The 10,683-nt window shown below is 31.4% G+C and carries 15 protein-coding genes; 14 read left to right on the forward strand and 1 reads right to left on the reverse strand.

Going from position 1 to position 10,683, the window contains the following annotated elements; translation table 11 throughout:
* The first annotated feature begins 90 nt into the window (after positions 1-90).
* From K8B81_RS02435 to K8B81_RS02480, 10 genes are all read left to right on the forward strand, one after another.
* Complete coding sequence (locus K8B81_RS02435) at positions 91-276, forward strand: CsbD family protein (protein ID WP_223678626.1); 186 nt, start codon at positions 91-93, stop codon at positions 274-276.
* Between the two features lie 146 nt (positions 277-422).
* Positions 423-974: a helix-turn-helix domain-containing protein gene (locus K8B81_RS02440; RefSeq protein ID WP_223678627.1), complete on the forward strand. Its 552-nt coding sequence runs from the start codon at positions 423-425 to the stop codon at positions 972-974.
* 19 nt (positions 975-993) lie between these two features.
* Positions 994-1,443 carry a response regulator gene (locus K8B81_RS02445; RefSeq protein WP_223678628.1) on the forward strand — a complete coding sequence of 150 codons (450 nt, stop codon included), beginning with the start codon at positions 994-996 and terminating at the stop codon, positions 1,441-1,443.
* A 146-nt stretch (positions 1,444-1,589) separates the two neighbouring features.
* Positions 1,590-3,239: a sensor histidine kinase gene (locus K8B81_RS02450; RefSeq protein WP_223678629.1), complete on the forward strand. Its 1,650-nt coding sequence runs from the start codon at positions 1,590-1,592 to the stop codon at positions 3,237-3,239.
* Between the two features lie 139 nt (positions 3,240-3,378).
* Positions 3,379-3,954 carry a DUF4142 domain-containing protein gene (locus K8B81_RS02455; protein ID WP_223678630.1) on the forward strand — a complete coding sequence of 192 codons (576 nt, stop codon included), beginning with the start codon at positions 3,379-3,381 and terminating at the stop codon, positions 3,952-3,954.
* 35 nt (positions 3,955-3,989) lie between these two features.
* A complete protein-coding gene (locus K8B81_RS02460; protein WP_223678631.1) occupies positions 3,990-4,640 on the forward strand; it encodes a porin family protein in 651 nt (216 codons plus the stop codon).
* Positions 4,641-4,675: 35 nt separating this feature from the next.
* On the forward strand, positions 4,676-4,828 hold the full coding sequence (locus K8B81_RS02465; RefSeq protein WP_007811479.1) for a lmo0937 family membrane protein: 153 nt from the start codon (positions 4,676-4,678) through the stop codon (positions 4,826-4,828).
* Between the two features lie 50 nt (positions 4,829-4,878).
* Entirely contained in the window at positions 4,879-5,163 is a 285-nt protein-coding gene (locus K8B81_RS02470) for a YtxH domain-containing protein (RefSeq protein WP_223678632.1), read from the forward strand.
* Between the two features lie 40 nt (positions 5,164-5,203).
* Complete coding sequence (locus K8B81_RS02475; protein WP_223678633.1) at positions 5,204-5,563, forward strand: hypothetical protein; 360 nt, start codon at positions 5,204-5,206, stop codon at positions 5,561-5,563.
* A gap of 32 nt (positions 5,564-5,595) precedes the next feature.
* A complete protein-coding gene (locus tag K8B81_RS02480; RefSeq protein WP_223678634.1) occupies positions 5,596-5,973 on the forward strand; it encodes a hypothetical protein in 378 nt (125 codons plus the stop codon).
* Positions 5,974-6,322: 349 nt separating this feature from the next.
* On the opposite strand, the gene prfA is transcribed toward K8B81_RS02480, so the two are convergent.
* Entirely contained in the window at positions 6,323-7,399 is a 1,077-nt protein-coding gene (gene prfA, locus K8B81_RS02485) for a peptide chain release factor 1 (RefSeq protein ID WP_223678635.1), read from the reverse strand.
* A gap of 400 nt (positions 7,400-7,799) precedes the next feature.
* Between prfA and K8B81_RS02490 the strand changes: the two genes are divergently transcribed.
* From K8B81_RS02490 to K8B81_RS02505, 4 genes are all read left to right on the forward strand, one after another.
* On the forward strand, positions 7,800-8,768 hold the full coding sequence (locus K8B81_RS02490; RefSeq protein WP_223678636.1) for a hypothetical protein: 969 nt from the start codon (positions 7,800-7,802) through the stop codon (positions 8,766-8,768).
* A gap of 39 nt (positions 8,769-8,807) precedes the next feature.
* On the forward strand, positions 8,808-9,272 hold the full coding sequence (locus K8B81_RS02495) for a hypothetical protein (protein ID WP_223678637.1): 465 nt from the start codon (positions 8,808-8,810) through the stop codon (positions 9,270-9,272).
* A 156-nt stretch (positions 9,273-9,428) separates the two neighbouring features.
* A complete protein-coding gene (locus tag K8B81_RS02500; protein ID WP_223678638.1) occupies positions 9,429-9,956 on the forward strand; it encodes a hypothetical protein in 528 nt (175 codons plus the stop codon).
* Between the two features lie 79 nt (positions 9,957-10,035).
* Positions 10,036-10,482, forward strand: coding sequence for an SMI1/KNR4 family protein (locus K8B81_RS02505; protein WP_223678639.1), 447 nt, complete (start codon positions 10,036-10,038; stop codon positions 10,480-10,482).
* Positions 10,483-10,683 lie beyond the last annotated feature (201 nt).

A 10,683-nucleotide genomic window follows, 5' to 3' on the forward strand; every position in this document is an offset into this window, starting at 1 on the left:
TTATAGAAGAGTTTGAAAAATTTATGTAACAAACCACAACGAGAAGTTTCTGAATTTTACACTATATTATAAATATTAAATAATAAAGCCATGAATAGTACAGAAATAAAAGGAAACTGGAACGAGTTAAAAGGAAAATTAAAACAAAAATATGCTGATTTGACCGATGACGATTTGTTATACGAAGAAGGAAAAGAAGATGAAATGTACGGAAGAATCCAGCAAAAATTAGGTAAAACGAAAGAGGAATGGAATGATATTGTGTCAAATTTGTAAATCTCTTTCAACTCTTATAAATGCCGCTTAACTAAAATTAGGCGGTATTTTTTTGATTTTCAAAGTATAAAGCTTTAAATTTCTGAATTAACATGAATTACTCAAAAACAAAATAAAATAGTTATCTTTAACCATATTTTTACAAAATGAAATTATTTATAAAATTTGATATTAATACAATTTGCACACTTTACCTAAAAGAAAAACTGGAAGAACAGAATTTGAATTTTTCTACTTTAGGATTTGGAGAAATTGAATTAGAAGATAATCTTAGTACTGAAGCATTAGATGAGCTTAAAAACAATTTAGAGCCATTTGGTTTTGAAGTAGTTGAGAATCAAAAAAGCGTTTTGGTTCAAAAAATCAAGGATGCTATAATAGAATTGGTTTATACAGATGACAACAATAATTATAAAAGTTCAGCATATCTTGCTGATAAATTAAACCACAGTTATGGTTATCTGTCAAATGTATTTTCCGAAGTAACGTATTCTTCTATTGAGAATTTTATAATCATTCAAAAAATTGAAAGAGCAAAACAGTTAATGATTGTAAACGAAATGAGTTTAACCGAAATTGCTTTTTTACTGAATTATTCGAGTGTTGCGCACTTAAGTACTCAGTTTAAAAACACAACAGGAATAACTCCTTCAGCATTCTTGAGAATTATTAAAAAGCGTAGAGAAAATTTAAAATAAAACCCAAATACCTTAATCAATGCAGAAAAACGCATTACACATTTTACTCGCCGACGACGACGAAGACGACAGACTTTTCTTTAAGGATGCTTTCGAAGAAGTAAAAGTACAAACCAAAGTCGAATTTGTTTTCGATGGTTTACAGTTAATGGAACATCTTATGAATCCGGATACTAAATTACCTGATATTTTATTTCTGGATTTGAACATGCCCAAAAAAACAGGTAAGGAATGTTTGATCGAAATAAAAAAGACAGAGCACCTGAAGAATCTGATAATTGCAATTTATTCAACATCTTCTTCAGATGAGGATATTGAAGACACATTTATTGAAGGTGCCAATATTTATATCAAAAAACCAAGTGATTTTAATGCACTTAAAAAAATTATTAATGAAGTTGTTACACTAAATTGGCATTATCATACATCAGGATTAAATCGTGATAATTTCTTATTAAGCCTTAAGTAATTACAATAATAATGAAATGGATTCCTAAGTTTAATTCCTCAAATTACTTGAGAGTTATTTTTATAATAGCTATTTTCATTTTAATTTTTCTTTCGTCAATAGCTTACAAACACAACAGGGATCTCAATGAATCTACTAAGCTGCTCATGCACACCTATGAAATCAACATAGAGCTTGAGCGGCTTATGTCTGCTATAAAAGATGCAGAAACGGGCCAGCGTGGCTTTATGATTACCCGAAACCATCGTTTTCTGGCTCCTTATCTTTTTTCGCGCGACAAGGTAAACACTTCCTTCATTGCCTTAAAAAAGCTTACTGCCGACAACCCGGTACAAAAACAAAATCTCGAAAAAATATACAAACTGATCATTAAACGTTATGTTTCATTTGAAAATTGTTTAAAATACAGTGATCCCGAAACGTATGATAAAAGAAAACTAGACAATCATATGTTTGGCGGCCGTATATTAATGGATAACATTCGTTTTAAAGTAGATGAAATGAATGATATCGAAAAAAACTTTTTGAAAAAAAGTTTAAAAAAATACGATGAAGAAATTTCTCTTGGCCCTATTTTTTCGATACTATTATTCTTAGTCGCTCTTCTCTTTATTTTACTTGCATACAGACAAATAAGCAAAGACCTGGAACGCTTAAAAATTTTCAACAAGAAACTCTTGATTTCTTCAGGTCTTATGGCCGAATCTGAAGTAATTGGTAAATTTAGTACCTGGCAATGGGATCTGGAAACAGGGAAAATTGATTATTCTGACAATCAGTTTCGACTTTTAGGCGTTGAGCCAAACGCTTTTACACCCAAAAAGGATAGCTTTTTAGATTTTGTACATCCAGAAGACAAGAAAGCAATTAAAGCCTCTATGGAGGGAATTATCAACAACGAAGAACTTCCCTTTACCTATTATAAAATAATTCAGCCTAATGGCGAAACCAGACATTTAAAATCTACAGGTAAATTACTGGTTGACCAGAATGGAAGCAAAATTCTACTCGGTATCAATTTTGATATTACAGACGAACACTTACTAAACATTGAACTTCAGGAACGAAACAACCAGCTTGAAAAAAGCAATAAAGAATTAGCTTCTTTTAATCATGTCGCGAGCCATGATTTACAAGAACCACTACGCAAAATTCAAACCTTTATTTCCAGAATTTCCGAAGAAGACAAGGCAGCTCTTTCTGATAGCGCAAAAGATTACATTATAAAAGTAGAAACATCAGCCAAAAGAATGCGTGTTTTGATTGATGATTTATTATTATTCTCCAGAACTAATACTACCAAAAAAGAGTTCATTAAATCTGACCTGAATGAATTGCTGGAAAATGCAACATCAGAACTTGCCGTAATAACTGATGAGAAAAAAGGAAGCATTAACGTTACTAAATTACCTAAATTAGAGGTTATACCCTACCAGATAGAACAGCTCTTTATTAATTTGATTGGTAATTCACTAAAATACAGTCTTCCGGAAATACCACCTCAGATTACTATTGGTTGTGAAAAAATATTATCTAATGAATATCCGGAATTGATTGATCATCCTTTCAAGAAATTTTACAAGATTACATTTACCGATAACGGAATGGGATTTGATCCACAATTCAAAGAGAATATTTTTGTGTTGTTTAAACGGCTACATTCCAAAAATGATTATCCGGGTACAGGAATTGGATTAGCCATTTGTAAAAAAATTGTTGAGAACCACAAAGGTTACATAACAGCTGACAGTAAACCAGGCGAAGGTTCTGTATTTACTGTATTTCTTCCTCAATAAATCCCTTATAAAACCTTACTAAAAACGTTATATTTTTCCAGAATGGGAATTATATAACGTTTCTTTTTTATGCTGTAAAGCAAACCTTACTATTCGTTAGCATCTTTGTAATGTAATAATGAAGTAACTATTTAAACAGATGTTTTCATCAAAAAGATCATTCTTCAAAACAGCTTTTATAGTCATTGTAACAATAACTATTTCGTCATGTAATGAAAATGAAAAACCGGAAAACATAAAACCGGAAAACAAAAAAAACAAATACGTTCTTACAAAAAACACAGAACAAATTGAAGCTTATTTTTTTGTTGCAACTGCAGGAGTAACAAAAACGATCATTTCTAAAGCACAGCTGGCAAAAAATAAAAGTTTACAAAATTCAATAAAAATTGTCAGCAGCAAAATAGAAAATAATCAAAAAATGTTATTACAGGAAATCAACAAAATAGCTGTTCAAAAACTCATTATAATCAGTGAAATAAATACATCGGTTACCAATAAGGATTTGTATGAGCTTGTTAACAAAAAGGATGTTGATTTTGATGATGCCTATCTGAATTCTATTACACAGTCTTTAACTGAAATGATAGGATTATTGGAATCCATAGCAAAAGAAACAAATGATATGGTAATACTGAAATTAGTTGCTCATTACTTACCAAAACAATACGAATTTTTAAGAGAAACAGAAAAAATTAAAAAACAAATCAATTAAAATCAAATTAGAATTATTAACTAAATTTTTAAATTATGAAAATGCAATCAAATTTCTTATACGCCTTATCTCTTTTTATGATGACTTCATTTGGAGTAGTATCTGCTCAGAGCAGTACAGTTGTAGGTCCTGAATTCGGTATCAAAGGAGGGGTTAATATGTCAAACTTATATTCAGATTCTGACGATATCGATGACGAAAATGCACTATGGGGTTTTAATGCAGGTATTTTTGCTGCCTTTCCAATCGCTGACAAAGTATTTATTCAGCCAGAGATATTGTATACTACAAAAGGTGCTGAATTAGACTATAACGTTGCTGGTGTGGCGGGTACTAATAAATTTAAACTTAATTATATTGAAGTACCATTGTTAGTAAGATTTAATCTAACTGAAAACTTTAATGTTCACGTAGGTGGTTATGCATCATATCTGGTAAATGCTAAATTAACCGGAGAAGGAGATATTGAATTTGATGACGAATTGGATGCAGATGACTTCGAAAGATTTGATGCAGGTTTATCAGCTGGTGTTGGTTTAGATTTCAACCCAATCAGTATAGGATTGCGTTATAACTACGGATTAACAACTATTGGAAAAGAAAGAGAAGCTTTCGGAAACACTTATACATTTCCAGATGCTAAAAATAGCAACTTAAGCTTGTACCTGGCTTATAAATTAAACTAGAAAACATAAATTATTAACCATAAACATTAAGAACCATGTCAAATTTATTATATACAATCGCGGTTATTCTTGTCATTCTTTGGGCTCTTGGGTTCTTTGTATACAGTGCAGGAAGTATCATTCACATCTTATTGGTAATTGCTATCATAGCAATACTATTCAGACTTATCAAAGGTCGCGAAATTTAAAATCAAACGTTATTTAAACATTTTATATTAATTTTTTAAAATCAAATATTATGAAAACTAGTAGCACAATTTTAGGAATTTTAGGAGCCGCAGCGGCAGGAGCTTTTTTAGGAGTATTATTTGCACCGGATAAAGGTTCAGAAACAAGAAAAAAAATCAAAGACAAATCGAAAGATTACGGAGATAACCTTAAAGGAAAATTCGATGGTATCTTAAGCACAATTAATTCAAACGGCAAAGATATCATTGAAGAAGGAAAAGCAAAATTCAATCAGGTAAAAGAAGACTTCAATTCTATGAAAGATGAAGCAAAAACTGTAAAAACAAACTACTAAGATTGATTTTTTTTCTTCAACCATAAAAAACACCAATATCATGGAAACTAATGCAACAACAAACGAAAACCTAAATATGTATGAAAAGGCAGAAAACTATACCAAAACAAGTTTAGAATTGATTAAACTTAAAACGGTATCAGCAACTGCAGATGTTTTATCAACATTAACTTCACGGATAGCGGTTGGCGTTGTTGTTGCATTTTTTACTTTGTTTCTTAATATCGGACTTAGCTTATGGATTGGAAAAGAACTTGGTGAATATTATTATGGTTTCTTTGCGATAGCAGGTTTTTATTTAATCGTTGCTATTGTATTGCACAAAACACAGCACAAGCTGATTAAAACACCAATTGGAAATTTAATTGTTTCCAGTATTCTGAAAGACACTAAAAACTGATTTAATAATTAATACTATAAAAAAGACTATTTATGGAAACTATTTACACTATTGATTCATTAAATCAAAAAATTAAGCTTTTAGAAGAACAACAAGACAGGGAATGGTGTGATATCAAAGACGAAATCGATGAAATTAAGGAAAATTTAAAACCTCTTAATCTGATTCGGAACACAGTCCAGGAAGTCAATGAAGCCGTGGGCTTCAAGAGTGATCTGGCCCAATCTGCTATAAGCATTGGAATAGGTTACCTGGCTAAAAAGCTGGTAGTAGGAAAAACCGATTCTACATTTAAAAACATCCTAGGGTCTATATTGCAGCTTGCTGTAACCACTTTGGTAGCAAAGCCGGCAGACCATCATGAACCTTCAGAGAAGGAATTGTACGAGGAAGAATCATTTGAAGGGTAATTGTATAACTTAAATACAACTATTATGGAAAAGATAAACGAAATAATAATTAAAAATGGTGTTTACATTTACTCGAATTTCTATAAATGTTTTGAATATACGAGAGTATTTTTAGGTATCTAGCTAGTTTATACGTTTCTGCTATAACAAACGGTTAAACAGATAATACCTCACTATAAATCTCTGTTTAGTTAAATAGAGCCTTACAAGAAAAGCAAAGTTTGCATTAGTGAACTTTGCTTTTTTGCATTAAAAAAATCCGAACTTAAAAATAAGTTCGGATTTTTGTATAGTATCTCCTAATTAAAATCCAAGAAGTCTAAAAAAACTACTATTTAGAAGTCTAAAATTAAAACACTTCAGAAGCTTCCTTCAGTTTCTCCATATTATTTACCAATTGAAGCTCAGCAACAATTTTCTGAATATCACCATTCATGATATTTCCTAAATCATAAAGTGTAAGTCCGATACGATGATCCGTTACACGACCCTGGGCATAATTGTAAGTACGTATTTTAGCAGAACGGTCACCCGAACTAACCTGAGAAGTACGTTTAGACGCATCTTCAGCTTCTTTTTTTGCCAATTCCATTTCGTACAAACGGGAACGTAAAACCGTTAATGCCTTATCTTTATTTTTATGCTGCGATTTCTGATCCTGGCATTGCGCGACCAATCCGGTTGGAATGTGCGTTAAACGTACGGCCGATTTCGTAGTATTTACCGACTGTCCTCCAGGTCCTGATGAACAGAAGAAATCGACACGAACATCATTCATATCAATCTGTACATCAAACTCCTCTGCTTCCGGTAAAACCATAACCGTTGCTGCCGATGTATGTACACGACCCTGAGTTTCGGTCTGCGGAACACGCTGAACACGGTGAACACCCGCTTCAAACTTCAAAGTTCCATACACATCTTCTCCCGAAACTTCAAAAATTACCTCTTTAAAACCTCCTGAGGTTCCTTCGTTCATATCCACAACAGAAGTTCTCCAGCCTTGAGACTCACAGTATTTAGTATACATTCTGAACAAATCACCTGCAAAAATACTCGCTTCGTCCCCACCCGTTCCGGCACGAATCTCCACCATTACGTTTTTCGCATCCTCAGGATCTTTAGGGATCAGCATAAACTTGATTTCCTCCTCTAGTTGCGGCAAACGCTCTTTTGCTTCATCCAGCTGCATTTTGGCCATTTCGACCATATCAGCATCGCTTCCGTCAGCAATAATTTCGTTGGCTTCGTCAATATTGGCCAAAACAAGAATGTATTCTTCTCTCTTTTCAACCAAAGCTTTGATGCTTTTATATTCCTGATTAAGCTGTACATAACGTTTTTGATCCGCAATAACATCCGGCTGAATAATCAAATCCGAAATCTCATCAAAACGCTGCTTTACATATTGAAGTCTGTCTAACATTTTCTTTTCCTTTTATTGGACTGCAAAATTACGAAAAATAGTTGATAGTTAAAAGTTGTTAACTAATGGTTTTTTCAGGAGCTGTTTACTGCTATTCGCTGTATCTTTTTAGGCAGAAAATCTATGGTTCAAAATGAAAGTTTTCGTTTGCCTAAAAAGGATGCCGCTGCTATCAGGGCTAGGGCTTTTTTACATTTAAAGACATTATAAAAATCACTTGAAAGGTTCGTAAATTTAAAAATCTCTTTTATCATTTGTGATAATTTATTTATACATTCGTAAATTAAATATTACGTATTTCCATACATATGTGACTAAATAAGATAGCTATGTGTGATTTTATCACATATATAAACAAGTTAGTGGCAAGTACAATAAAAATCTTTCAAATACCATAATAATGATGAATTTTTTTAAAAGAATTTTTGGAGATAAAAAACAAAATCAAACTACTAAAAATCAAACCTTCAAAATTCAAGATCCTGAAATTCAAAATCCTGAGATTCCAACTCCTGAAATAAAACATTCTGAAATTAAAACTCCAGAGAATCAAATTATTGAAGATAAAACTCTAAAGAATATCTATGAAAAATCTGTAGATATTTTTTTTGATAATTTTCGCGACCCTGACTTAATTAAAGAACAAATTTATGAATTAACTAATAGTTATGAAGATAGTAATTTGATATACTTGTTTATTCCTCATTTTTTCTGTCGCCTTTTTGTTCCAGAAGTAAAATATACAAATTATTACGTTTTTGAAAATATTGATAAAACTAAAACGGAAATAAAATTTAGTGACTCAAAAATTTTATCAGAACTCTTTGATTCAATTCAATTAAATTGGGACAATTATTTAGAAAGAGACCTAATGAAAATTTTAGTTCAAAGTGGTGATTTTCGAGCTATAAATGAAATGCTCCATAAAGGATCGAAAGTTGAAGGATTACAGGCATTACCTCCAACTGTTGCTTTGCCTCAGTCTTCTGAAAATATTAATTCCAAAGATGAAAGTGAAACAACAAAAATTTTAGAATTAATGTTTCAAAAAGCTGTAAAAAAAATAAATTATAGCGAATTTCAAAACTACTTTTTAATCGAAGGAAAAGATTACTCAAAAATATTCTTTAATTTGATATTTACCCGTTTAGTTCTTGAAATTCCAAAAGAAGATATTGTTATGGATATTTATTTAAAATTAGAACAAATTGAAGTTAAATATCCTTTTTGGGAAATTGATAAAATTATTGTTGGCAATAAAAAAGAAGAATTAAATGATGAAATTCTATTATATAGAGAAATTCTGCATATGCAAAATAATGGGGCGAATTTTGAAAATATAGTTAAAACAATTAACACCAGCCACTAACAGCTATAACGGATTTGGGCAATTGGCTTAATGGAAAAAATGAAAACATTAGAAATGAAAATCATTATTGCATTTATGTTTATAACCATTTCTTTTGGACAAATTCCGCCAAAAGGAACAATTCAATATGAATATTATAGTTATTGTAATGAAAACTTAAGCAAATTAGAACGACCAAAAGCATATCCACTTTATCCAATTGAAGAATTATGCTCAATTAGAAAATGCTTTCGAGGAATATGTTATCCTGAAATTAATGAAATAATTTACAAGCGAATAGTTGAAATTGCTAAAGCGAATTATGATAAAAAAATTTACTTACGCTTAATTAGAGGAAAAGAGCCTATAAAATTAGCGGAAATGAAAAATGAAAATTTGAATGATGACAACAAACTAATTTACGTAGGCATAGACGAAATTTATTACGATAAAGAAGTTTCAAAAGGTGTTGAACTTTATAATTCTGAAACTGAAAAACTAATGAAAATAAAACCGAACGGCTAACAGCTAGTAAGCAATAGTCGGGAATTAGGCTTAATGAAAAGATTGTTTTGTGTTTGAAAGAATAGTAATTAACCGAAATAATTATTTTACTTAGCCCGACCATCGCCTACTACCAGAACGTTAGCATCAAGTTTAATTACAAACAGAAAGTATAATATGGCAAGTAGTTTTATAGATTTTAATGATCTTGGATTTTGGGCAAGGGATGGATTTGTTGAGGCAATGCAGATTTGTTTAATAAATGAAATCGAAAATCAAAGACTTGACACGATTGAATGGATTAATAATTACAAGACTGAATTGGCGTTGCAATCTTTACCCATGATTTTCGGTGGTATGTCAATGCTACTTGAAGAATTTCTAACGACTAACGAACGTAAATCTCAAATTGTAAAATTGATTGATAAAATTATTCACATAATTGACTCAACGAACGATTATACAGGTAGCAATTTGCATTCAATGAGAAATAGAGCGATGACAATTCTTCTTGAAACAAATCAAATCACAATTAAGAACCAAGAGGAATTTGACAGAATTGTACATGATTCTGGTTGGTATGCATCAGACGGAATTGCAGAAGTTAAGGATAGATACCAACATTCATTCAAACTACTAAAAAGATTAATCAATGGAGAATTGAATACAACTGCTTCTTCTCCAGAAAATTATTGGAATTATTAGAAAACCTGGTGCTATATTTGAAAACAACAAACGGAAATTTTTTCACAGACTGACATTGGTCGCAATTAACCACATAAGAATGAACATGAACGAATTAGTCAACTTAATAAGGCTTAAACATAGGAAAAATGGCATCGATGTTTATCCTCCTGCGAAACTTTCCGACATCGCTGACTTTGAAAGACAAATTGGGTTTTCATTGCCGACAGACTTTAGAGAATTTTATTTGAATTGCAATGGTTTTGGTTGTAATGAGGACATCTTTAATATGATTCCACTTAAAGATATTAGACAATATCAACAAAACTATGGATACAACTGGTTTTATTTTTCGGAGTATATGATTTATTCAGATATGTGGGGACTTAAGCGTACATCAATAGGGCAATTTGAAATATTTAATGGAAGTTATCCTGACAAGACAATGACTTCTTCTTTGACTGAATTTCTCCAAAGATTTTTGACTGGAAATGTATTTGAAACTGGTGGACTGTATGAATGGCAAAACGAACTTGGGATAAAGTAACTGCCACCAATCGCTCCGCAAAGTGTTCTAACAAGCGTTACCCCAGTTACCTGAAGTATCCAAACAAGCGCTACGCATTCTATGATAAAAAACAATTAAAAAGTGTTAAAATTTAAGATGCAAATTTATAGGTGTTTATGTATTCTGTTTCTCGATTAATAACTGCGAATATCCTGCTTATAAGTTTGCATCTAATATTGT

The sequence above is a fragment of the Flavobacterium hibisci genome (assembly GCF_020026925.1).
GTDB lineage: Bacteria > Bacteroidota > Bacteroidia > Flavobacteriales > Flavobacteriaceae > Flavobacterium > Flavobacterium hibisci.

Bases quoted from the DNA above. Each gene is read 5' to 3' on its own strand.
- K8B81_RS02435 (WP_223678626.1), top strand. From the start codon at position 91: ATGAATAGTACAGAAATAAAAGGAAACTGGAACGAGTTAAAAGGAAAA.
- K8B81_RS02460 (WP_223678631.1), top strand. From the start codon at position 3,990: ATGAAAATGCAATCAAATTTCTTATACGCCTTATCTCTTTTTATGATG.
- K8B81_RS02480 (WP_223678634.1), top strand. From the start codon at position 5,596: ATGGAAACTATTTACACTATTGATTCATTAAATCAAAAAATTAAGCTT.
- K8B81_RS02470 (WP_223678632.1), top strand. From the start codon at position 4,879: ATGAAAACTAGTAGCACAATTTTAGGAATTTTAGGAGCCGCAGCGGCA.
- K8B81_RS02500 (WP_223678638.1), top strand. From the start codon at position 9,429: ATGGCAAGTAGTTTTATAGATTTTAATGATCTTGGATTTTGGGCAAGG.
- K8B81_RS02465 (WP_007811479.1), top strand. From the start codon at position 4,676: ATGTCAAATTTATTATATACAATCGCGGTTATTCTTGTCATTCTTTGG.
- prfA (WP_223678635.1), bottom strand. From the start codon at position 7,399: ATGTTAGACAGACTTCAATATGTAAAGCAGCGTTTTGATGAGATTTCG.
- K8B81_RS02440 (WP_223678627.1), top strand. From the start codon at position 423: ATGAAATTATTTATAAAATTTGATATTAATACAATTTGCACACTTTAC.
- K8B81_RS02495 (WP_223678637.1), top strand. From the start codon at position 8,808: ATGAAAACATTAGAAATGAAAATCATTATTGCATTTATGTTTATAACC.
- K8B81_RS02505 (WP_223678639.1), top strand. From the start codon at position 10,036: ATGAACATGAACGAATTAGTCAACTTAATAAGGCTTAAACATAGGAAA.
- K8B81_RS02490 (WP_223678636.1), top strand. From the start codon at position 7,800: ATGATGAATTTTTTTAAAAGAATTTTTGGAGATAAAAAACAAAATCAA.
- K8B81_RS02445 (WP_223678628.1), top strand. From the start codon at position 994: ATGCAGAAAAACGCATTACACATTTTACTCGCCGACGACGACGAAGAC.
- K8B81_RS02455 (WP_223678630.1), top strand. From the start codon at position 3,379: ATGTTTTCATCAAAAAGATCATTCTTCAAAACAGCTTTTATAGTCATT.
- K8B81_RS02475 (WP_223678633.1), top strand. From the start codon at position 5,204: ATGGAAACTAATGCAACAACAAACGAAAACCTAAATATGTATGAAAAG.
- K8B81_RS02450 (WP_223678629.1), top strand. From the start codon at position 1,590: ATGCACACCTATGAAATCAACATAGAGCTTGAGCGGCTTATGTCTGCT.